Source organism: Marinobacter sp., from assembly GCF_041595835.1.
In the GTDB taxonomy this organism is placed as follows: domain Bacteria; phylum Pseudomonadota; class Gammaproteobacteria; order Pseudomonadales; family Oleiphilaceae; genus Marinobacter.
The window spans coordinates 91199-114773 of the sequence record NZ_JBFHJO010000003.1; the positions used below are offsets into that span (position 1 = coordinate 91199).

A 23575-nucleotide genomic window follows, 5' to 3' on the forward strand; every position below is an offset into this window, starting at 1 on the left:
AAACACTTAACGCAATCCAGACATTGGCGTAAGAACATGGAAGGCATGATCCTGAAACCCGAACTCAAGGTCCCTGAGCAAAAGACCGCAAGCCTGTCTTTTTGTGACACTTCGCCCAAGGCATTCCGTGCATGGACTCAACAATTGCCCATGGCCAATGTCGGAGAAACCTCACGACAGCTTTACCACGCAATCATAGAACTGAACCATTTGTTTCTGCCTCCGCAACAACGAATGCAGTTTCTTGAGCTTGCCCGGGAAAAAATCCACTTTGTGTGTAACGAACTGTCCCGGCACTTTCTTGGATTAGCTGTTGCTCTGCCTGAAAAACAACGCAAAATTGCGAACCTGACCCAAGCTCTTCAGCTTCACCTGGCCAGCGGATACAAGCTGTGCGTTCTGGAATTCATCGATAACGGCGGAATGGACAAGAATAAGCGCCAGATTGCCACAGCCATCCACAGGGCAATCTCTGAACTGGGTTCAACGATTCTTCGGTCGCATCAACTTTACTGCCCCAGCCCGGCGCAAAGCTGGCTGGAGTGTCACCGCCTATTCCGGTTCGCCAACCGCCACAAACTCGGAGAGTATGATGTCGAAGACCTGCTGTTAAAGCACCGGCGATCCAGTACCGTGAGCGACAGCTACAAGCGCGTCTTACTTCTGGGCTGCTCTCGCCCGAATCAGCTACGACAAGCTGAGCTCATTCTTATCTACGAAATGTTTGAGACCTGGGCCAGTTATTGTAAATGCGGCCCGGAATTAGGCACCGACAGCCTGTTTGTCGTCAACCTGGAGAAAGACTCTTCACCAGTCTACCGCAGCCTGCTTGATAGCAAACCCGGCGACGAAAGCATGGGCTTCGATACCCGAGAGCTTTCGGCCTACCTGAGCGATGCCCTGCAAGCGCGTCGCAACAACACTCAGACAACCTCACCGCTGGATATTCCGCCGACAATCAGCGACACCTTGTTAACACACCTGAGCCAGGCTCTGGGGATTCTGGCAACGAGAAATTTCAACAGAATTGCCAGCCAGGGAACCTTGGAGGTGTGCGTTGGATTAACCGCAGCTCACTACTTTGTTGCCGGACAGAAAACCTTTCCGGAATTCCTTGAAGGCAACGAAGGCGAACACATTGAAGAAGAAAACCTGTTTATACGCAAAGCAAACCAGAAAACAGACGCATGGTCTAAAGCTCACGATGCAGGCCCACAGGAAAGCAACCTCTTATCGTCAGATGCGCCCATCAATTTTCGTAATGCCTCAGGCGCTACAGTTTCTCCGGAGCATGACAAGCGCAAGCCAAAATCCCACCACGCTTTATTGATAAACACCAGCCCAGGCGGATACTGCGTAGCGTGGGAAACTAACGTTCCAACATCGCTTCAGGCCGGTGAAATCCTGGGGGTTCGCGAGCACAGTTCACACCCATGGAGCCTGGCAGTTGTCAGATGGTTAAGGCAGATCAAAAATCAAGGCACTCAGATTGGCATAGAATTGCTCGCCCCCAGCGCTTCGCCCTGCGGAGTAAGATTAATCCAGAAGGTGGGCAATAACAGCGAATACCTGAGGGGGCTGCTATTACCAGAAATCAGCGTGGTCAACCAGGCAGCAACATTGATCACACCGCGCATGCCCTTTCAGAGCGGAAGCCGCATATCCCTGCTCCATGACGGCCACGAAGACCAGGGCCAACTGTTGAAGAAAGTTTCCGCAACCGGAAGCATCAGCCAGTTCGAGCTCAAGCTGCACTCCCATGCGGCTCCCAGTAAGCCGAAAGGGCCTGAATCTTCAGGCTCTGGTACGACAGAAGATGAATTTGATTCATTGTGGCCTTCACTATAAACCAGACCATGCGCGCAGGGGTTGGCAGGGTTGTTATTAATTGCCAACCCCTGCATCATTCAGCCAGAGTGATAAGCTGACAGGCTGCCTTTAACAGGAAACACAGCATCCATCGTTCTGCTACAGAACAAAGATGAGCCAGCACCATCAACGGCACCATGAGACGCCCTACGAATGCAGAAAACTAACTCCACCGTACAATTGCTGATTCTTGATCCATCCCAGAACGACGCAGAAGCGATGGTCAGCCTGCTCCGCAACTCCGGTAAGGCCACCAGAGCACACCGTATCACTTCGGCAGAAGACCTCGAAGAAGCACTGAAGTCCTCCCACTGGGATTTGTTACTCGCCAGGGACCTGGAGGAACTGGAGTTCGGGCCTGACGACGCGCTGGCTATGGTAAAACGGCTGGACAAAGACATACCGTTCATCCTTTTAACCCAAGAGCCCAACCGGGAGCGTGACGTTGCCATTATGCGGCTGGGCGCTCAGGATTCCGTACCGTTTGAATATACAGACCTTCTGGTTTTAACCGTAAAAAGGGAACTGGCAGCATTGTATGAACGCCGCAAGCGACGGGTTTTAGAATCCTACCTCCGGGAAGCAGAGCAGCGTTGCCAGTTACTTCTGGAAAGTTCTAAAGACGCCATCGCCTATATTAACGACGGCATGCACATCTATGCCAATCAGTCGTACATGGAGTTCCTGGGCTACGAGGATATTGACGATCTGATCTGCATACCGGTACTCGATACGCTGACTCCGGAAAGCCAGGAAAAGTACAAAGAATTCATGAAAGCCTTCGCTGAAGAAGGCAAAGACGGAATGACACTTAACTGCACCGCACGGCGCAGTGACGACCACGAACTCAGCGTCACTATGTCAGTCTCCGCCGCCACCTACGATAGTGAAGCATGTACTCAGATAGTGCTTCAACCTGAGCACAACGACGCAGAACTCGAGGAAAAACTCAAACAAATCAGCAGCCAGGACCTCCTCACTGGTCTTTTCAACCGTCAGTACCTGATGAACGAGCTGACACAGACACTAATCTCTGCGGCCAAGAACAACGAGTCGGGAGCTCTCGCCTACATTGCACTCGATAATTTCCTGGGCATTAAAGGTGAAGTCGGCATCTCCGGGACAGACTTGCTGCTTGGTGATATCGCGACACTCCTGAAAGAAATCACACCGGAAGACATGACCCTGGCCCGGCTGAGCGATGACGCCTTCTGCCTGATGAGTCTTCCCTGTGACGACAAGGCCATGGAACAGCTCTGTGAGCAGATTCGCAAAGCCGTGGATGATCACCTCTTCGACATCAATGGCCGGACAGTCCCACTGACCGTCTCTATTGGCATTGCAGCGATTACCGAAAACTCTCCAAAAGCTGAAGAGCTGCTTGGTCGGGCACATTCGGCTTCAGCCGATGTGAGAAAACAAGCTGGCAACGAAGCTGGCAACGGCATCGTAGTATATAACCCCTCCACTCTGGATGGCCCGGACGAGTCCAACACGGTCGAAGCAATTCTGACCGCCTTGGATGAAAACCGTTTCCGGCTGCTGTTCCAACCAATCATTAATCTGAGAGGTGAAGGCGAGGAGCACTACGAAACCTTTGTCCGCATGCTCAATAAAGACAATGAGGAAGTGTCCCCCTACGACTTCCTGCCGCCTATAGGGCCGCACGACACCGCTATTAAGATTGACCGCTGGGTCATCCTGCAAACGATCAAACAACTTGCCAGTCACCGCTCCAAAGGCCACGACACGCGCATGTTTATCAATATCACCGCCGAAACATTACAAGACAAAACGTTCACCCCCTGGCTGAGCGTTGCTCTCAAAGCTGCCCGACTTCCCGGTGACGCTCTGGTATTCCAGATTCGCGAAAGTGACGCTAACAGCTTCATGAAGCAGGCGAAGGATTTCACCAAGGCGGCCCATGAACTGCACTGCAAGGTTTCCATCAGTCAATTCGGTTGCGCCATTAACCCGTTCAACATTCTGAAACACATCAATACCGATTATGTGAAGATTGACGGCTCGTTCACCGAAGAGATTCAGAAAAACGAAAAGGTCAGGGAACAGTTGAATGAAGTCGTGAAGACCCTTCAAAATGCAGGCAAGCTGTCTATTGTCCCACTGGTAGAAAACGCCAGTGTGCTGGCTACGCTCTGGCAGGCTGGTGTGAACTACATTCAGGGTTACTATTTGCAGGCACCGGTGCCTGAGATGAATTACGATTTCGGTGAGCAGTAACGGAAGAAGCCTATCCAAAATCCAGGGGCGGAGATAACACTCCGCCCCTTTTTTGTATTACAGCTGGGTATCTTGCAGAGTCTGATTGGTTTCACTCTCCCGGAAACCAATCAGATACAGAATTGCATCCAACCCCAAGGTCGAGATTGAATGCCTGGCAGACTCTTTCACCAGGGGCTTAGCCCGGAACGCAACACCTAAGCCAGCCTGACTCAGCATCGGCAAATCATTCGCGCCATCACCCACAGCAATAACCTGCTCTCTGGAAATGTGCTCTTTTTCAGCGATTTCCAAAAGTAGCTCTGCCTTACGCTTGCCATCGACAATCTGCCCCTTCACCTGCCCAGTCACTTTGCCATCAATGATTTCGAGCTCATTGGCGTATACATAGTCAATGCCCAGCTTTTGCTGCAAATGACGAGCAAAATAGGTGAAGCCTCCAGAAAGAATCGCCGTACGATAGCCCAGAGCTTTCAAGCTCCTGATCAGATGTTCTGCGCCTTCCGTCATCCGAAGACGATTAGCAATATCCTCAAGAACCGACTCCTCCAGACCTTTGAGCAGAGACAAGCGCTCCGCGAAGCTCTGACTGAAATCCAGCTCTCCCTGCATGGCCCGTTCAGTAATTTCTGCAACCCGCTCGCCAACGCCAGCCTCCTGGGCTAACTCGTCAATCACTTCCGCTTCGATCAATGTTGAATCCATATCGAACACAACCAACCGACGATTACGACGGAAAATAGAATCTTCCTGGAAAGCGATATCCACATTCATTTCACCAGCAATGTGCAAGAAATCCGCGCGCAGCTGTTCAAGGTCCGAAGGCGTACCGCGTACCGAAAACTCCACACAGGCGATTCGATTCTCGCCGGGATTCAGAGAGGGCCTGGCCGATAACCGGGTGATATTATCGATATTTAAGCCGTGACGTGCGGTGATTGCCGAAACCTTGGCAATTTGCTCGGCCTTAATGTCTCTGGACAGCAGCGTAACGATATAGCAGGCGCGATTTCGGCCTTCGGCCCAGCTTTGATATTCCTCCACTGTAATGGGCGCAAAGCGCACCTGGAGATCCAGTGAGTGCAGACGAAATAAAATATCGCGAATAACCGGAGAAGATTCCGACTCATCCGGAATTTCAATCAAAATACCCCACGTCAGATAGTCGTGGATCACCGCCTGGCCGATATCCAGAATACGAACATCGTACCGCCCCATAATCCCGGTTATCTCCGAGGTCAGTCCGGGTTTGTCACGCCCGGACACATTCACCAGTACCAGCTCACTCACTGTCTACTTTCTCCTCTTCCTCAGCTCTGGCGGCCGAAGGAATAACCTCAATCCCATCCACTCGCTGCAGTCCGCGGGGTAGTTTATGGCCTCGGCGGCCACGCTCTCCAAGATAGTGTTCAAGATCACCGAATTTCAGTCCCAGCTTGCGCTTGCCGGCTTGAATTTCCAGTTGATCCTCTTCACCAAACACAGCCACAGCAACCACATACTCTTCGCGATTCTGAACCCGGGCAGAAGGAATACTGATAATTTTATTACCCTTGCCTTTAGCCAGCTCTGGCAACTCACTGAGCGGGAATACCAACATCCGACCCTCATTAGAAATTGCAGCCAGATATAAAGTTGAGGCGGTTTCCGGCACCATCACGGGAGCCATGATCCGGGCGCCCTTGGGCACAGACACCACTGCCTTGCCCGCCCTGTTTTTACTGATCATGTCGCTCAATGATGTGACAAAGCCATACCCGGCATCGGTTACCAGCAGAGTTTTGCGCTCTGGCTTACCCATTAACAGGCCAGCGAAGGTGGCGCCAGGCGGAGGGTTAATCCGGCCAGTTAACGGATCACCCTGCCCTCGGGCAGAAGGCAAAGTGTGAGCCATCAGCGCATAGGCTCTGCCTGTTGAATCCAGGAATATCGCCTGCTGGTTATTGCGCCCCTTTGCCGCAAGCGCAAACCGGTCACCTGACTTATAACTCAGGCCAACGGGATCAATATCATGCCCCTTAGCCGCCCGAACCCAGCCTTTATCGGAAAGTACCACGGTAACCGGGTCATTGGTGACAAGGTCAACTTCGCTGAAGGCTTTGGCTTCTCCACGCTCCACAATCGGAGACCAACGATCATCGCCGTATGTTTCAGCATCCTGCTGAAGCTCGGTCTTGATCAGCTCGCGCAGGCGTTCTTCAGAGCCCAGAATCGACTGGAGTTCATCGCGCTCCAAGGCAAGTTCGTCCTGCTCGCCACGAATTTTCATTTCTTCCAGTTTGGCCAGGTGACGTAACTTGAGTTCAAGAATCGCTTCTGCCTGATCAGGCGACAGCCCAAAACGAGCCATTAGCTCTACTTTGGGTTTGTCTTCAGTACGAATAATCTCGATCACTTCATCAATGTTGAGGTAGGCAATCAACAAGCCTTCCAACAGATGTAAGCGCGCCAGAACCTTATCAAGGCGATGCTGCAAACGTCGGGTAACGGTAGTTTTCCTGAATGCCAGCCACTCAGTCAGCATCTGATGCAGGCCTTTAACGCCGGGGCGGCCATCGTTGCCAATGACGTTGATATTTACCCGGTACGTTTTCTCAAGGTCGGTACTGGCAAACAAATGCGCCATCAGGGCATCCAGATCCACACGATTAGAGCGAGGCACAACCACCAGGCGTGTCGGGTTTTCGTGGTCAGACTCATCTCGCAAATCTGCCACCATTGGCAGCTTCTTGGCCTGCATCTGGGCTGCAATCTGCTCAAGAACACGGTTTCCTGACACCTGATGCGGCAAGTCAGTGATCACAATCTCAGCATTTTCCTTAAGCCAACGCGCCCTCATGCGCAGAGAGCCCCGGCCAGTACGATACATCTGCAGCAGATCTTTGCGCGGCGTGATGATCTCGGCACGAGTCGGAAAATCAGGCCCTTTTACATGCTCACACAGTTGGTCAACTGTAGCGTCTGGTTCATCGAGCAAATGAATACAGGCCGCTGTAACCTCCCGTACGTTGTGGGGCGGAATATCTGTCGCCATCCCCACCGCAATACCTGTAGTACCATTGAGCAACACGTGAGGCAGACGAGCGGGCAACACAGACGGTTCATCCATGGTGCCGTCAAAGTTCGGGGTCCAGTCTACTGTGCCCTGCCCCAGCTCACTCAGTAGCACATCGGCAAAACGTGCCAGCCGGGACTCGGTGTAACGCATGGCAGCAAAGGATTTCGGATCATCGGGGGAACCCCAGTTACCCTGGCCATCGACCAATGGATATCGATAAGAAAATGGCTGGGCCATCAGCACCATGGCTTCATAACAAGCACTGTCACCATGGGGATGAAACTTACCCAGAACATCACCCACCGTTCGAGCCGACTTTTTGTATTTGGCGGTGGACTTCAGCCCCAACTCCGACATGGCGTAAACAATCCGCCGCTGCACCGGTTTAAGACCGTCACCCACATTGGGTAACGCCCGGTCCAGGATTACGTACATGGAGTAATCGAGATAGGCCTTCTCAGTATAATCTCGTAATGCTACCCGCTCGAAACCTTCATCCGTCGTCTGAAACTCTGGCATGGATGCCCCTTTGCCTTAACTGCCTGTGTTGAAATATCGATTCGTCACCCGAAAGAGACACCGGGCAATGTGGCCAACATTATATGGACGCCAGCTACGATACACCAATTTCCAATAGCGGAATTCCCGAATGGAGACTCTGTAAGCTGCCCCGTATTCTCGGAGTGGTAATTAGAACGCCGTTTTATCTTTGAGCAAGCAGAAACCTATGATTCCAAATCTTAAAGCCTGCGGGCACGCCATGATAACGGCTCTGATCAATGCCACCTTGGCGGTCATTCTGATGCTGATGGTGGAATTTGCTATCAGTGGCACTTTTCAGATTCCCGCAGCCTATCTCTGGGCTGGACTTCTGATCTGGGTTGTTGTCTTTGTTGGCCAGTTCCTTCGCCAGCGCCACCTATGTAAAGCCGGCAACCAGCCAGACAACATCTAACGGCTTGTTATGCACTGCCAGTAGCGGGAGAGAATAGCCGGGCTCTGACCCGATAAAGTAAAAAACAGACAGAATCGGTTCCGGGCATACCCGGAGCCGATTCTTGGAGACAAGCATAATTTACTGACGAATACCTTCTACAGAAATCTCAATTTCAACAGTTTCTGAAGCCTTCCCTAGATTCGTCGGGATACCAAAATCCTTTAACTTAAGCACGGTTTCCGCCTCGAACCCCATGCGGTATCCGCCCCAGGGGTCTGATCCATACCCAATCATTTCAGCATCCAGGGTGATCTCGCGAGTCACCCCTCGCAGGGTCAGATCACCAATAATGTCAGCTTCGCCCTCACCATCGGGTACTACCCGCTTACTCGTGAACGTCGCTTCACCAAATTCACTCACATCAAGAAAGTCCTCACTGCGCAAGTGCTTGTCCCGTTCGGCATGATTTGTGTCCAGGCTCGCTGTATCGATAGTCACAGACACTGAACTGTTTTCAGGGTGTTCAGCATCGTAGACAAACTGACCATCAAAATTATTGAAGCGGCCATAAACCCAGCTATAACCAAGATGGGAGATCCTGAAGGTAATAAACTGATGAGCGCCCTCGGTATCAAAGGCATAGGTGCCATCGTGTTCGTCAGCCTGAACTGACGTTGCAACCGCCAGGGAAACAGCTGTAGCAAGTATGAGCTTTTTCATAATCCACTCCTTAATAAATTCTGGTATGAAAATCTGATGCGCGTTCGACGATTCAGGATGAGCCTAGCATCCGGCGCAAGGTCGAATCTTTATCGATGAAGTGGTGTTTGAGTGCACCAAGGGCATGAATGCCGGCCAAGACGATCAGCGCCCAAGTGCTCCAGTAATGCACAACACCAGCCGTATCTTCCATACCTTTAATCCGCCCGGTGATTGACGGCACCTCAAAAACCCCGAACACGCTAATTGACGAGCCATCTGCAGTGGATATCAAATACCCACTGACCATGGCGGAAAACAACAATATGTACAGCAAAACATGAGCGATATGAGCCGAAACAACTTCCCACGGCTTATGCCCCGGCAGAGCTTTCGGCCTGATATTGGTGAAGCGCCAGCTAACCCTCACTAACATCAGGAAAAACAGCAGGATACCCACCGCTCGATGGATATCCGGTCCTTTTCGATACCACTCATCGTAATAAGACAGGTCAACCATCCAGAACCCCAGACCGAACAAACCCATGACGATGACAGCAACCAGCCAGTGCATCAGCACTGCAGCCCAGCCATAGCCATCATCAGTATTACGCATTGCCATGTAAATTCGCCTCCGTAAGGGCTTGCAACTCCTCGAGTTAGATACCCTTTGAGTGTAGAAGCTCAACGATGGCAATCAAATCAAAATAATTTGCACCCTTGCATCAAATTTTCTGACAGAGAAATGAGATCATCCACCACATAGCTGATATAGCGATTTTGTCGTATAGGGGTTCTACGGATTGTGCAACTTCATAGCTGAGATAGACTTCTACTTAACTTATCAACCGCCCTGTTTCAGGGCCTCTGTGACAGCGAGAAACGACATGGAACTCGAATTCGACGAATCCGTAGTAATCCCCAGCAATAATTAAGTCCTATGAAACCCGGCTTCGCCGGGTTCACCCTCTCTTCATCCCGCCCCCCAGGCACAGATACAAACTGTTTCCCGTTTTAAACATTAAACAGTGGTAATCACTCCTTTTTTTTGGCAACCTGTTCCGACATATAACACCTTGAAATACAGGTAACTGTGCCAAGGATATGGGCACCTTGGCTAATAGTTCAGCTATCAGACTCAACTTAAGTAAATAGCTGCTAATGTTGCTTAATGGTCCAGACCAATCTATGTCCTACAGCCTTACAGACATCCTACCGGCACCAGAAGTTGACCTGTTATCGCCTATGCTTAATCAAGAAGAGGCGATGTGGTCGGCCAGTTTCAGAGGCCTCACTCTTCGTACGGCTCTCCAGCCGATCTACAGCATTGCTCACAAACGCACCGTAGGCTACGAAGCGTTGATTCGTGCTTTTGACAACGACAACTCAGCCGTATTGCCATCCCACTTGTTTGACCTGCCGGCAACCGACGCTGAAAATCTGCTCCTCGACCGTCTTTGCCGGTATCTTCACGTCCGCAATTACAGCAGCATCAAAGATCAGGTGAACTGGCTGTTTCTGAACGTATCACCGCGAGTGGTTACCGGCGGCAAGAGCTCAGATTCTTTTTTTGGCCAATTGCTAAAGAAAACAGGGCTACCCCCTCACCGCGTTGTGTTAGAAATTGTCGAGCAGCCAACTGACGATGCGGAAACACTTAGAGAAACCGTGGCCTATTATCGGGAGCTTGGCTGCCTGACAGCCATCGATGATTTTGGGGCTGGTCATTCTAATTTTGAACGGATATGGAACCTTTCACCGGACATTGTAAAGCTGGATCGATCACTGCTGACCCGCGCAGCTGAAGACCAGCGGGCCCGCCAGATCCTGAACGGCATCGTATCCCTGCTACGTCAGTCCGGTTGTCTGGTTTTACTGGAAGGTGTCGAGACCCGGGACCAGGTTATGATTGCTATCGACGCAGGCGTAGACTTCGTACAGGGTTTCTACTTCCAAGAGCCAAGCACCGATCTGGAAGGTTTACCGCACAGGCCAGCAGATCTCGAAGACCTTCTGGCTGAATACAAAAAGAGAAAGCAGATTACCCAAGATCCCGCCCGTCAATTGGTCAGCTTTTTTACCACACCCTTCAAGCAGGTTACCGAGCTCCTCCAACAAGGAGTCCCGATGGAACACGCTTGCACGGAATTACTCGGGCACCCGGCGGTATCCCGTTGCTACCAGGTGGATGACAAAGGCGTTCAGATTGCAGAAACTCTGGTCTCGGAGCTTACCATCCGTAACCAGGACCCCCGATTCAAACCTCTTGAGCGTACCGCCAGCGCCGACTGGTGCCGACAACAGTATCTGCGCCGCGCCCTGGAGCAGCCCGGAGAGCTACATGTAACAGCCCCTTACCTGTGCGTTACCGGTGCCTATATGTGCGTAACCCTATCGCTCGCCTACATGTATCAGGGAAGCCTGCAAGTGCTCTGCTGCGACGTTTTGGCCAACGCTACTCAAACACCGTAAACAAGTGCAATTACCGCCACTGTAACCCCACCTACAAATATATTCATAGGCAAACCCACTCGCAGAAAATCAATAAAGCGATAGCCTCCCGGGCCAAACACCATCATGTTTGTCTGGTACCCCAACGGCGTTGCAAAGCTCGCTGACGCGGCCATCATTACAGCAATGATAAAAGGTTCATCAGCCAGCCCCATTGCCTGCGTAAGCGACAACACCACCGGCAAAATCAACACAGCTGCAGCATTGTTGGTGATTACCTCTGTGAGCACCGACACCACCAGATACACCAAAATCAATGCCAGCAACGCATTACCATTACTCAGGCTGAACACGGCATCCGCCATGTAGCCAGCGGCACCGGTCTGTTCCAGTGCGCCACCAAGAGCAAAAGAAGCCGCAATGGTCAGAACCACTGGCACATCGACAGATTTCTGAGCCTGCCCAACAGAACAGCATCCGGTGAGAATCATCAAAAACGCACCGACCAAAGCCGCATTCAGCATGGTCATGACACCGCAGGCGGCCAAGCCCACCAGCACCACTAAAATCGCCCAAGACAACCAAGCCTTATCATGGCGAGGCGCTTCGGTTTCCAGATCATTAATCAGTAAAAAGTCCTTGTTATAACGCTGACGACTGACAAAGGCCGGGCGAGCCTCGAGCAACAACACATCTCCCGGCTTCAGGCGAATATTCCCCAGATTACCGGGTACCCGCTCACCACCACGGGCAACAGCCAGAACAACAGCACCATAACGATCACGGAACCGGGCATCACGAATAGTCTGTCCAAGCACATCACACTGAGGTGAAAGAACAGCCTCCACCAGCCGCCTTTCTGCCCGGTCTTTACTCAATGCGGGCTCATCATCGTGCACTGAAGGGACAATGCCGTTAATTCTCAGCAGGTCTGAAATCGCCTGGGTATCACCGGCAAACACCAACCTGTCGCCATCCCGAAGCTGCTCTTCAGATGGCACTGCGGTTACCACACTGCCGTCCCGCTCGATTTCCACCAAATAAAGCCGCTCCAATTCCCGCAACCCGGCTTCACCAACGGTTTTCCCCACCAAAGGGCCGCCCGAGGCTACGGCCACTTCAAGAGTAAATTCCTTTACTGAACCAAACTTTTGCCGATCTTTTTTATCGGGCAGAAACCTGGGAAGAAACAACAACATCGCCAATACGCCAATAACCGCCACCGGCAATCCCACCTGTGTGATGGCAAAAATGGAAAAACCATCACTGCCGGTCAACTGCTGGTACTGACCATTTATGACAAGGTTTGTGCTAGTACCAATCATGGTAAGAGTGCCGCCAAAAATAGCCGAATAACTGAGAGGAATCATGAGCTTGGACGGGGATACACCAATTTTTCTCGACCAGGCGTTAACAGCCGGGATCATGGTGGCTACAACAGGAGTATTGTTCAAAAAGCCACTGAGCAAGGTAACGGGTAAAGCAATACGGGCCTGAGCGCCTCGGACGGTGTCAGGGCTTCCAAGAACATAGCGGACGAGGAGGTCTACACCTCCAGAATGGTGCACACCGGACGCAACAACAAATAAAGCAACAACCGTGATTAACCCAGGATTACTGAACCCTATCAGAGCCTCTTCATGGCTGAGAACGCCCGTGGCACTTAGCAGAACCAGCACTGCCAACATAACCAGATAGGGAGCAAAGCGCCCCGACACCATCAGAGCCAGGGCGGCGCCCGCCAAGCCGAGAGAAAACCACCCTTCCCAGTCCATAATCCGGTCCGTTCCAACGAAAGAGCGGACAGAATAACGAATCAGTCAAAAACTTAGAAAGAATAAGAAACAATTTTTATAGCACTAAATCGAATACTAACCCGCAACATCCGCCATATTTCCGTAGGCCTCAAGCCAGGCTTTTCGGTCTGAAGCCCGCTTTTTGCCAAGCAACATATCCATACACTCATCAGTATCATCACCCTCTTCCAGGGTAAGCATCACCAACCGACGAGTATCCGGAGCCATCGTAGTTTCACGAAGCTGCAGCGGGTTCATTTCACCCAGCCCCTTGAATCGTGTGACCTGAAGTTTTCCTTTACGGTTTTCAGCCGTCAACCGGTCTACAATGCCCTGCTTTTCCTCCTCATCCAGGGCATAGAACGTCTCTTTACCCAAGTCGACCCGGTACAGAGGAGGCATGGCCACAAATACGTGGCCAGCGCTCACCAGCGGCCGGAAGTGCTTAACAAACAAAGCACATAACAGGGTAGCAATGTGCAGCCCATCAGAATCCGCATCCGCAAGAATGCAAACTTTGTTATAGCGCAGCCCGGTCAGATCATCAGAGCCCGGATCTACCCCTATCGCCACCGCGATATCATGAACCTCCTGAGAGGCCAGGATTTCACCGGAATCCACTTCCCAAGTGTTCAGAATTTTACCGCGCAGAGGCATCACTGCCTGAAATTCGCGGTCACGGGCTTGCTTGGCGGAGCCTCCTGCCGAATCCCCCTCCACCAGAAACAATTCTGAACGATTGGTATCTGAGCCCGAACAATCCGCCAACTTACCCGGAAGAGCGGGGCCAGAAGTTACCTTCTTACGCGCTACTTTTTTGCTGGCCCGCAAACGACGCTGAGCATTGCTGATAAACAACTCAGCTAAAGCCTCAGCTATATCGGTATGCTGATTAAGCCAAAGACTAAACGCATCCTTTACAACCCCGGATACAAAGGCGGCTGCCTGACGGGATGACAGGCGCTCTTTGGTCTGACCTGAAAACTGCGGCTCCTGCATCTTGAATGAAAGCACATAAGCCACCCGCTCCCAGACATCTTCAGGAGAAAGCTTTACTCCTCGCGGCAGAAGACTGCGGAACTCACAGAACTCTCTCATGGCTTCCAGCAGGCCGGTGCGAAGACCGTTTACATGGGTACCACCCTGAGCTGTTGGAATCAGGTTTACATAGCTTTCCAGTACCGCATCACCACCCTCAGGCAACCACTGAACAGCCCAGTCTACGGCTTCGGCATTACCCGAGAAGCTGCCAATGAAGGGTTCCAGCGGCACGGCCTCGATATCAGCCAGCGCCGTACGCAGATAATCCCTCAGGCCGTCTTCATAAAACCATTCGTCTTTTTCACCGGTTTTTTCCTGTAGGAATGTGACAGACAGGCCCGGGCAAAGAACCGCCTTGGCTCGCAAATTGTGACGTAAACGGCTAACAGAAAAGTTCGGGCTATCGAAATATTTCGGGTCAGGCGAAAACCGCAAGCGAGTCCCCGTGTTGCGCTTGCCAACGGTGTCGATGACCTCAAGCTCAGAGGCTTTGTCCCCATTCTCAAACGTCATCTGATGGACTTGACCACCACGCCGGATGGTAACTTCCAGCCGCGTCGACAAGGCGTTAACTACCGACACACCAACACCGTGCAAGCCCCCCGAGAAGTTGTAATTACCCTCAGAAAACTTACCACCCGCATGCAGGCGAGAGAGGATGAGCTCAACTCCGGGAACGCCTTCCTCTTTGTGGATATCCACCGGCATACCGCGACCATCATCCTCAACACTCAAGGAATTATCAGTGTGCAGAATGACATCTATTTTTCGGGCGTGGCCAGCCAGAGCTTCATCAACACTGTTGTCGATAACCTCTTGCGCCAGATGGTTGGGCCTTGATGTATCCGTATACATACCCGGGCGCTTACGCACCGGATCAAGACCGCTAAGTACTTCAATAGCATCGGCGTTGTATTGTTGCTGGCTCATAAAAAGGGCAGAACTCCGAAAATGATGATTGCGCCATAGCTTATGGATTCGCGCTGAAAGATCAACGGTTGATTTTTAGCTGGGATAAACAGACTCATTGGCCCGTCAGTTTCACAATGGGCCTTTCGGTCACTCCTGCAACTTCTATGCGCCGCCAGTCGCCGCCAGCTACAGCGAGAACCACACACGGAGAGGTAATAACCTGCGCAACCATCGTTCCCGGCGCTGGCCGGGTTAGCTGCACATCCAGCTTCAGCGTGGAGTTTTCGCGACTCACGCTATCAAGGCCCAGACTGTATCCTGCTGTAGGTTTTTGACCAAGAGTCACAATAATGAGCTGTTCGCGGGCCAGGTCTACCTCACGGATGACACCTGTCGCCATATTCTGGCCGACCACACCCAGCAGACTTTCCAGGGTCTCTGGCGAACGGATATATGCCACTCCCGGACCAGTCAACCCACAATGTGCAGACTGAGTAATCTGTCGAACCTGAGGCGCGGGTTCGGATTTTGCACTATCGGTTGAAGCACAACTTGTTAAAGCCATCAGAAACCACGGAATCAGCAAAAGCCTGTTGTGATAGTGCTTCATTGTACCCCCTTTATTCCTGATCGCTCAGATTCCGACCGGTTATCTTCACTCTTCAGCCGGTATCCCATGAAATCCGGCCTTGGCAGGATATCAGGTGTGGCCAGCGAAACCGTCGGGCGAGTAAACCCGGTCGTCATCCGAATATCGGAAATCTCCTGCCCCTCTTTTAAAGTAATCACTTCTCGCAAACCAGACACAGGGTATTCCGCACAGGATTCACCAGGCTGACAGATAAACCCGTCACCGTCGATATCGGTACCCGCAACCAGATAGTAATCGCCCGGCACAACCTCATTGAGCTTACGAGGTTCCTCGCCATCATCTTCTTCAAAGCGGAATGAATATTGGCCGTTCTCAACAGTGGACATCACCTGTGCTTCAGCCAGATAAAAACCCTCGGCATTTGGCTCGGTGCTAACCAGCAACACAAAGTGAGCCCCTGCGTTGCGCGCCTGCTCATCCGTTATAAGTTGGCCAATAACAGGGATACGAAGTTCTTTTACAGCATTGTAAATCACAACGATATCGCCACGGGCAGCCACATCTGACTCAAGTTTGTCACGGTCAAGTGTAACCTCAAGAGTGTATGGCAACTGCGAAAAATCAGGGGTCACACTCAACCACCCTGGGAATGATTCCAGAGATAGATTTTCAACTTCGTCCGTACCATAGGCATTGAGCTCAACTGTCTGCGTTTCTGCTCCTTCATTACTCAGGGACAACACTGAAGGCGACGCCGATAGAACAACACCGGTGAACCCATTAGCGGCAGACACCGCCTTAGCAGCATCAAGGACACCATACCCCAGCTGGTAGGATCGGCGGCCCGAAAAATCTGTCATTTCACCACTGGCAAGCCGTGCACGAACCTCACCCTGATCCAGCTCAGGATTCTGCGACTTCATCAGCGCCAGGACGCCGGCCACATGAGGCGCAGCCATGGAGGTTCCCTGAAGCCCTCGGTAATCCGATTCGTAACGACCAGACTTCAGAGTCGCACTGCTACTCCACACCAGATCGGCCTCACCGTCACTGTTTGCATCACGACCGGCATCACCTCCGGGTGCAGCAAGATCAATCCAACTACCGAAGTTTGAATAAGAGGCCAGGTTCCCCGCACCATCTACTGCGCTCACAGCCAGCACATTTTCTGATGCTGCCGGGTAGGATTTTTCCGATGTTGCCGAATTACCGGCCGCTGCGACGAAGATCATACCTTTCTTTACGCCCGCGGCAATCGCCGATTCCAGCTGAGGAATTTCCGGCAACCCACCCAAACTCATATTGACAACCTGCGCTCTTGGCTCTGTGTCAGCTGCCCCATTGACCAGCCATGAGATGGCGTCTATCAGGTCTGCTGAAGAGCCCGTACCACCTTCACCGAGAACACGGACCGGAACAAGACTTGAGCCGAACGCCACACCCCCAATGCCCTCGTTATTGTTTATGACAGCCGCGATGGTGCCCGCAACGTGAGTACCATGAAAAACATTGCCCCCAATGCTGCTACCCGGGTCTTGTGGGTCAAAATCACCATCAATATAATCGCGCCCATCAGAAACATTCGCCCTGAGGTCCGGATGCCAGCCACCCTCTGCATCCTTGAACAGGCCAGAATCCAATACCGCCACGTTAACCCCGGCACCTCCCGTTGGCGCAAGCTGCCACGCGATGGGACCGTTGATCATTCCATAATGCCATTGCTTGCCATACAGAGGCTCACCCACCGGTGAATGGCTCACCATTTGATAGTTGGGGGTAGCGGACTCTACCTCAGGCATGCGCCGTAACGATTGAATCCAGGCCAGTGTGTTTTCAGAATTCTGCCCGGAACTCATGGTTCTGGAGGCTCCGGCCATCGATGCCAGCCAGGTTCTCTCGCCAAGTTTTCGCCCCATCACCTCAGTGCGCGACGTCATCCGGGACACCTGCCCGGGATCATTTTCAGTCAGGGTGACAATTGCTTCACCCTGGACAAAACGATGGTCGGGCCACTTAAACGCAGACGATTGTTGCGTTATTCCAGCGGTTTTCAGGAGCACGTAGCGAGCCGGAACCGGCCCGACATTTCGTACAGTAACCAGATAATCGCCCTCATAGCCTGAGGCGCCTAAAGTAAACCGAACAGACCCAGTGTCATCAGACACTCTCTCTGAGTCATACCCTTCAACTTGGAGCTCAAGAACCGCATCGGCAGCGCAGGTTCCAAAACTTTGCAGCACAATCGTTTCATCGACTGCCATAGGTATCAGAAAACGGTCTTCAGGGTCCGCCTGGTAGCTCAGCGACTGGCAGGCATTTGAATTGCCAGGGTAAACCCCACTCTCCCGGCTGACGTAACCCGCCAGAACAAAGCTCGCAGGCAGCTTCTGAGCAGCTGCAGACGGAGAGGCACCATCAAGCGCCAGCTGATCCATTGTGTCCTGATCAATCCGGCTATTGGCTTCAATGGCAATCACCCCTGAAAGGGGACTCGAAGGAAGAATGGGCTCCACAGCATCCGAGTGGCCAGAACCACCACAACCGACAAGCATCACCATCCATGGGATCAAGAAACAAAACGGTATTAAAACTCTCACTGGCCACTCTTTTTATCAGGAGTTTATGGAGCATTATTCAGAGTATACGATCTAACTTCCATAATCAGACGTAATCTGATGCATTTCCACTGGCATATCATAAAAAAACCCGCGGGCATAACGCTCGCGGGTTTTTATTCAGTTCTGTTACAGGGCGTAAAATAACATAGGCAAAAAAGCCACCAACAAAAGCGTAGGAGCCATGACCGCAAGCGGCAACAACAACCGCTTATACCGGTGCCAGAACGAACCTGTGCGCTCTGCAGCCAACACTTCTGACTCCCCAACCACCTGCCGGGTCAATAAATGGTTAAGCGCCACTGGGGGGCTCAAATAGCCAAGTTCAAAGGCAACCAGGCACACAATCCAGAAATGAAGCGGGTCAATCCCGATCTGAATAGCAGGCTGAGCAATAGTGGCAGACACCAGAATTACAGCGCCAAATGGATCCATCACCATGCCGATAAATGTCAGCATAACGACAATAACCAACATCGCCGCCCAAGGACTGGTTAAGCTTTCAGGAAACAGCATGTGCACGATATCTGAGCGTTCAAGAATTCCCCCCAGGCAGATGGAGAAGCCGATCAGAGCAAGCAGCGCCCCAATATGGACAGCAGAGTCACTGGCGGCTGTACTGCTCCGGTCAAAAAACACCTGAAATCGGGTTTCCTGCAAATTCTCCCTGTCCTTTCCGGCATCCAGCATAACTAAAGCCAGCATCACCAGCGGCAGAATCAGAGGCGCACTGTATTCGTTGAACCTGAGCCCCAGGACCCCCCAGATCGCCAGAATAACCGCGGCACCAACAACCACATGGGGCAGCAACAGCCTGGATGCCCGCAAAGACTTCAGAAATGCGCCCGGGGCCGGTCGTGGCTTCCAGTTGCCTTCCGTTTTGCAAACGATGAAGGAAAACAGGCTGGCCGACATGACGAATACCCAGAAGCCCCACTCATACAGTTCAGAGGTGGTCACTTCTTTGTTCAGTGCAGCAACAACCACAATCAGCAAACACGGGTTCAGAACAACACCGAGGCTACCCGACATAGCCGTTGTGGCCAGAGATAATTGTCGACCGGCCCCAGCCCTGCGCAATTCGTCATAAACCACCCCGCCAACGGCAAGAATGAAAATACCCGAAGCGCCAGTAAAAGCCGTAGGGAATGCTGTCGCAAAAATGATTACAGAGGCTAACAGCGGAGCTGGCAGGTTATAAGGCTTGATCAACCCCAGCAACAGCTCAGGCACGCGGGTCTGTTTCAGCATCATCCCGACCAACACATACAAGCCGATGTTGATAAACATCGATGACAGATTGGACATCATGCCGAAGTAGATCGCCAAGCCTGAAGCGTAGCCATCCACAAAGAAGAAATAGCTCATAGCAATCAGGCCCATGGTGCAATACAGAGGCACCACCAGCCCGGAAACAAGTTCCAGACGTCCCGATTTCATTCGTTCAGGAATCGCAATAAAGCGAACCGCGTTGATGACCATGAACAATCCGAAAACAAACCCCCATGCATATTGCAGGGACATCGCGCCACCAGATCCCGGTGTTTTCTCCAGATTACCCAGATACGCATTCAGGGAAAGCAGCATTAGCCCGTTAACAACAAACTGCGCCCCCTGGCTCAATCGCCACTCAGCCCGGTTACGGGGCAACTTCAAGGCAATATGATCTGAATCCAGAGCCGAAATAGCCGCAGCCATAGCGAACATTCCAATAAACAGGAACTTGGTGAGATCGATATTGCCCAGCAGGAAGTTGGCAAGCCCTTGCTCAATGTTTTTGAAAACACCAAGCCCCCAGGTTGCATGCTTCTGATTTTCCGCAAACTGCCGGTGTCGCTGTTCGCACAGCGCAAGATTGCTTTCCAGAGAACGCCGGATAGCCTCTGGGTTCGGAGGGGAACTGAACAGATCATCCGGGTCAGGTTTATAGGACTGCACCCGGCGCTCCACTTCTTTACCCACATCCAGAGTCAGATTACAGCTGGGCTCAACCGCATCCGGGTTAAGCAGATAGTAATTCGGCCATACCTGTTCTCCGACCCAGAGCAGCCGGGAGTGAAGCGAATTACCCATCCCGAGCGCCAGAGTTGTCAGCAGTAACAGCAGGAGGATAACCCCGTGCAACCTATGCACGGGGTACAGGGTCCTTACACCCGTCGCAGTCATTGCACGCCAGTTCATGATCAGCGTCTCCGGTTATTCCCGATTATCGGCGGTGCACTCAGATGCACCCGGATTACTGGCACAACGAATTTTGCTCAACAAGTTCAACATTTTGGGGCTGTATACATCGGGAGCACCATTCAGGCCGTCACGCATTTCCAGGCGATTTTCACGGAACATTTCCTGATAGCCGATAATGTCTTTATCAGGGATACGGATCCACTGGGCATCTGGAATAGCCTTTTCCTGAGAAGCAATCAGTCTCATTGCCTGTGGGTAAAACCCCCAGGCAACTTCCCGGGATTTCTGAGCCAACTCATCCTCAAGCACTTCATCTCGGGCCACGATCTGAACAGTCAGCTGGGCCAACGGGTAATCAACAATCCCTCCCTTGTCGCCTATGCCTTTGTAGAGTTCCAGCGCCTCATAGGCAAAAGCCGGTGAATAGGCGGTATCGACAGAACCGTTATTGAACTTGCCCGCAAAGTTCGTGATATCCGAAGGCACCACTGTTGCTTTCACATAATTCACCATGTGAATGGCATCTTTCTGATAGTCCAAAGTCGCCACACGTTTACCCGCCAACTCTCCGGCAGTATCAATGGTCCGGTCGTTAACAAAGAGGTAGCCGGCTCCAGCCGGCACAATACCCAGCACCTCATAACCATTCTCTTTCATCAGCGACGCTGCCTTGGGTTGGGCCAGAGTAGCCAACAGCGTTTGAAGATCGTCATACGTCGGCAGAGCACCTACTGCACTGATACTTCCCGTAAAACGGTTGAACGGGCGAATCCGGATATCTGTAGCCGCAACAGCATCACACTGGCCGGCATTAAAATCGCCTACCGCTACGCCTTCATCTGTATAAGGCTTCAATTCAAAATCCACACCATGGGCTTTCATTTCGAGGGCGTAATCTTTCACCAGGTTATAGACATCACCATTGGCACCGATGACATCGAATACACACATGGAAACCGATTGCGCAGAGGCCAGTGGCGCGACTACGGCTAGAGACAAGACTGCAAGGGATTTTCGGATCATAGCGAACTCCGATTCTTTATTGTGTTTATAGGGTTAGACAAAACTCGTCCTTATGATGCGGTCAGAGCAGACCATCCAGGCTCATAGTTTCAACATTACTGGTATCACGCTCGGCACTCATCTTCCCGAAAAAGCCTGAAGGCGTCCGATGGCCATAATGTGCAGTCCAATGCTTATCGGATGAAAAAGTGACAACATTCCGGGCGACCTGATCAACCAGACGATAATCATCCCGCACCTCAATCTGCTCGTCTGCTTCAGCAAAGCTGGCAACAGTACTAGCCAACACATCCGGGCGACCAAAAGTTTCTGCCGCAACCACCTGAACGGCGTGAGAGGCCCTGAAGCCAGACTTCAAGCCCAGCTCGGCACTATCCTCAAGCACCCCCCAGGGATCCTGCGACAATTCCGGGCGGGTATCCGGTATCAGAAGCCAAACCAAGGCCCGGATAGCGTTAGGCAAACCTCCCCACTTTTCATTGTCCACACAATGAACTGCGCGTTCGGCACGGGCGGCAATATTACGAGGCACGCCCGCCTGAGCACCGGAGTTGGCATCGTTCACGATAGCTTGCATACCGGTAAGCAACCCGAGGAGGAAGGTCAGTTCATCCTGATCGGTAAAAAAGCCCGGACACTCCATGGGTTCGGCAGCGGGATCAAAGTCATAAGCGGCCATGGCGCGCTGGTATGCCTCATAACGTCGTTCGGCAGTTCTGGCATGAAGTCTTTTCGAAACTTCACGAGCATCCTTGGCTGCCGGAACATTACCGTTGTATTCAGCGCGCAGGTAATCCAACTCAGCATTCCAGGCCCGGTACTCCATGCAGTTGCCCGCCAAAAGCATCAGCAATGAACCACTGCTATCAGGTGCATCCACCACTCTCGAAAACGAATATAAAAGTGGGTCAACACCTTCACCCAGTGCGCAGGCCATCTGAGGATCAGACATCTGTAACACGTAGGGAGTGGCCTCAGATTCTGAGTAATTTGAAAGTACGATACCGGTGGTCTGATAAATCGGATTCACCGAACAACCGGTCAAAAGAAACACCAAACTGGCAGCAAAGATTACACAAAGACGACCCGACGAACGGTTCGCCGGTGAGGGTCCTGAGAAGGTCATATTGAAGCCTGTCTTTATTTATTTTTGTGTGTAAGGGATTGCGAGATGTTTTTATCATGAAAAGAGCTCGCCAATCCGTGAATCAGATCCCCCCAACAGTAAGGGAGACCATATCCGGCAGAATCAAGAATGCGGGGAATAGCGGCAGACAGAAATGGCTTGTTTGCCGAAACCAGTCGGCCCATCAGGCCAATTACCTCGGGCCAGAAACTGAAAACCTGAAATTATTGATATAAAACAAGGTGTTCTATATGCGGTTAAGGCTGAACAGATGAGCAACTTTATTGCAAAGAATCATTACCATTCGAAAAACCCAGCATCGCCATCACTTGTTCCGTCAGGCCGTCCAGAGTCAAGCCTCCACGTTCCGGGCGATACCAGGTAACGGTCCAGCTCAAGGCTCCGGTCAACATCCGACGCACAATAAAAACATCGGCTTTCAGATCACCCGCTTCTCTCAGCTCTTTTAAAACCGATAGCCACAAGTTTTCATACACTTCCCTTAACGCCAGCACTTCAGCTTGCGAGCTTTCCGACAAACTTCGCCATTCATAAACCAGCACGGCCATAGCTTCGCCCGTTCGGCCATTAATCGATTCCAGCTCAGCGCGAATTAACGCTCGCAACTTATCCTGAAGTGACGACACCTGATCAACTGCCGCCTGCATGACCGCCGTATTCAACCGGATGGTTTCAACCATGACCGCCTTCAGTATTTCCTCTTTTGTCCGAAAGTGATGAAACAGACTGCCAGACTGAATGCCCACAGCAGCCGCAAGATCCCGGACGGTGGTGCGCTCATAGCCCTTATCCCTGAATAAGGTGGCCGCTTCATTTAACAGGCGTCCGCGGGCACTGGCAGGGTCGGAAACCAATTGCTCCTGAATAAGTGACTGAAGAATGTCGTGGTGTTTCACAAGGTTTTCCAGCTGTTTAGAAGAATATTTTTATATTACCTGATATTTCGCTATTTACAAACCAAGCGCTTGCTTGGTAATGTCTTGGTTATCGTTGGACCAATCCCGGATCAT

The 23575-nt window shown here is 51.8% G+C and carries 16 protein-coding genes; 4 read left to right on the top strand and 12 right to left on the bottom strand.

Annotated features, from left to right (window positions below):
- Nucleotides 1–36 precede the first annotated feature (36 nt).
- The gene (locus ABYA77_RS02515) at nt 37–1848 is read left to right on the top strand and encodes a GTPase (RefSeq protein ID WP_372964361.1); all 1812 of its coding nucleotides are present in this window, start codon (nt 37–39) and stop codon (nt 1846–1848) included.
- A 174-nt stretch (nt 1849–2022) separates the two neighbouring features.
- A complete protein-coding gene (locus ABYA77_RS02520; RefSeq protein WP_372964362.1) occupies nt 2023–4110 on the top strand; it encodes an EAL domain-containing protein in 2088 nt (695 codons plus the stop codon).
- A 57-nt stretch (nt 4111–4167) separates the two neighbouring features.
- Here ABYA77_RS02520 and serB read toward each other — a convergent pair whose 3' ends face one another.
- On the bottom strand, nt 4168–5400 hold the full coding sequence (gene serB / locus ABYA77_RS02525) for a phosphoserine phosphatase SerB (RefSeq protein WP_372964363.1): 1233 nt from the start codon (nt 5398–5400) through the stop codon (nt 4168–4170).
- Nucleotides 5393–7687: a DNA topoisomerase IV subunit A gene (parC, locus tag ABYA77_RS02530; protein ID WP_372964364.1), complete on the bottom strand. Its 2295-nt coding sequence runs from the start codon at nt 7685–7687 to the stop codon at nt 5393–5395. The genes serB and parC overlap by 8 nt, the downstream gene beginning before the upstream one ends.
- 208 nt (nt 7688–7895) lie before the next feature.
- Between parC and ABYA77_RS02535 the strand changes: the two genes are divergently transcribed.
- A complete protein-coding gene (locus ABYA77_RS02535) occupies nt 7896–8123 on the top strand; it encodes a hypothetical protein (RefSeq protein ID WP_372964365.1) in 228 nt (75 codons plus the stop codon).
- 120 nt (nt 8124–8243) lie between these two features.
- Here ABYA77_RS02535 and ABYA77_RS02540 read toward each other — a convergent pair whose 3' ends face one another.
- Both ABYA77_RS02540 and ABYA77_RS02545 read right to left on the bottom strand, forming a co-directional pair.
- Nucleotides 8244–8825, bottom strand: a complete 582-nt coding sequence (locus ABYA77_RS02540) for a YceI family protein (RefSeq protein ID WP_372964366.1) — start codon at nt 8823–8825, stop codon at nt 8244–8246.
- Between the two features lie 52 nt (nt 8826–8877).
- Nucleotides 8878–9426: a cytochrome b gene (locus ABYA77_RS02545; RefSeq protein ID WP_372964367.1), complete on the bottom strand. Its 549-nt coding sequence runs from the start codon at nt 9424–9426 to the stop codon at nt 8878–8880.
- Nucleotides 9427–9992: 566 nt separating this feature from the next.
- Here ABYA77_RS02545 and ABYA77_RS02550 point away from each other — a divergent pair.
- Nucleotides 9993–11276 carry an EAL domain-containing protein gene (locus tag ABYA77_RS02550; protein ID WP_372964368.1) on the top strand — a complete coding sequence of 428 codons (1284 nt, stop codon included), beginning with the start codon at nt 9993–9995 and terminating at the stop codon, nt 11274–11276.
- Here the strand turns inward: ABYA77_RS02550 and ABYA77_RS02555 are convergent.
- From ABYA77_RS02555 to ABYA77_RS02590, 8 genes are all read right to left on the bottom strand, one after another.
- The gene (locus ABYA77_RS02555; protein ID WP_372964369.1) at nt 11264–13030 is read right to left on the bottom strand and encodes an SLC13 family permease; all 1767 of its coding nucleotides are present in this window, start codon (nt 13028–13030) and stop codon (nt 11264–11266) included. The two genes, ABYA77_RS02550 and ABYA77_RS02555, sit on opposite strands and share 13 nt — an antisense overlap.
- A 96-nt stretch (nt 13031–13126) precedes the next feature.
- Nucleotides 13127–15022: a DNA topoisomerase IV subunit B gene (parE, locus tag ABYA77_RS02560; protein ID WP_372964370.1), complete on the bottom strand. Its 1896-nt coding sequence runs from the start codon at nt 15020–15022 to the stop codon at nt 13127–13129.
- Between the two features lie 94 nt (nt 15023–15116).
- Entirely contained in the window at nt 15117–15614 is a 498-nt protein-coding gene (locus ABYA77_RS02565) for a protease complex subunit PrcB family protein (protein ID WP_372964371.1), read from the bottom strand.
- Nucleotides 15611–18154, bottom strand: a complete 2544-nt coding sequence (locus ABYA77_RS02570; protein ID WP_372964372.1) for a S8 family serine peptidase — start codon at nt 18152–18154, stop codon at nt 15611–15613. Before ABYA77_RS02570 ends, ABYA77_RS02565 begins: the two co-directional genes overlap by 4 nt.
- Nucleotides 18155–18340: 186 nt before the next feature.
- The gene (locus ABYA77_RS02575; protein ID WP_372964373.1) at nt 18341–20392 is read right to left on the bottom strand and encodes a TRAP transporter large permease subunit; all 2052 of its coding nucleotides are present in this window, start codon (nt 20390–20392) and stop codon (nt 18341–18343) included.
- Between the two features lie 15 nt (nt 20393–20407).
- Complete coding sequence (locus ABYA77_RS02580) at nt 20408–21418, bottom strand: putative solute-binding protein (RefSeq protein WP_372964374.1); 1011 nt, start codon at nt 21416–21418, stop codon at nt 20408–20410.
- Nucleotides 21419–21479: 61 nt separating this feature from the next.
- Entirely contained in the window at nt 21480–22370 is an 891-nt protein-coding gene (locus tag ABYA77_RS02585; RefSeq protein WP_372964375.1) for a hypothetical protein, read from the bottom strand.
- Between the two features lie 455 nt (nt 22371–22825).
- Entirely contained in the window at nt 22826–23461 is a 636-nt protein-coding gene (locus ABYA77_RS02590; RefSeq protein ID WP_372964376.1) for a TetR/AcrR family transcriptional regulator, read from the bottom strand.
- Nucleotides 23462–23575 lie beyond the last annotated feature (114 nt).

Coding starts and splice junctions, on each gene's coding strand:
- ABYA77_RS02515 (WP_372964361.1), top strand. CDS start 37: ATGGAAGGCATGATCCTGAAACCCGAACTCAAGGTCCCTGAGCAAAAG.
- ABYA77_RS02520 (WP_372964362.1), top strand. CDS start 2,023: ATGCAGAAAACTAACTCCACCGTACAATTGCTGATTCTTGATCCATCC.
- parC (WP_372964364.1), bottom strand. CDS start 7,687: ATGCCAGAGTTTCAGACGACGGATGAAGGTTTCGAGCGGGTAGCATTA.
- ABYA77_RS02535 (WP_372964365.1), top strand. CDS start 7,896: ATGATTCCAAATCTTAAAGCCTGCGGGCACGCCATGATAACGGCTCTG.
- ABYA77_RS02540 (WP_372964366.1), bottom strand. CDS start 8,825: ATGAAAAAGCTCATACTTGCTACAGCTGTTTCCCTGGCGGTTGCAACG.
- ABYA77_RS02545 (WP_372964367.1), bottom strand. CDS start 9,426: ATGGCAATGCGTAATACTGATGATGGCTATGGCTGGGCTGCAGTGCTG.
- ABYA77_RS02550 (WP_372964368.1), top strand. CDS start 9,993: ATGTCCTACAGCCTTACAGACATCCTACCGGCACCAGAAGTTGACCTG.
- ABYA77_RS02555 (WP_372964369.1), bottom strand. CDS start 13,030: ATGGACTGGGAAGGGTGGTTTTCTCTCGGCTTGGCGGGCGCCGCCCTG.
- parE (WP_372964370.1), bottom strand. CDS start 15,022: ATGAGCCAGCAACAATACAACGCCGATGCTATTGAAGTACTTAGCGGT.
- ABYA77_RS02565 (WP_372964371.1), bottom strand. CDS start 15,614: ATGAAGCACTATCACAACAGGCTTTTGCTGATTCCGTGGTTTCTGATG.
- ABYA77_RS02570 (WP_372964372.1), bottom strand. CDS start 18,154: ATGGTGATGCTTGTCGGTTGTGGTGGTTCTGGCCACTCGGATGCTGTG.
- ABYA77_RS02575 (WP_372964373.1), bottom strand. CDS start 20,392: ATGAACTGGCGTGCAATGACTGCGACGGGTGTAAGGACCCTGTACCCC.
- ABYA77_RS02580 (WP_372964374.1), bottom strand. CDS start 21,418: ATGATCCGAAAATCCCTTGCAGTCTTGTCTCTAGCCGTAGTCGCGCCA.
- ABYA77_RS02585 (WP_372964375.1), bottom strand. CDS start 22,370: ATGTCTGATCCTCAGATGGCCTGCGCACTGGGTGAAGGTGTTGACCCA.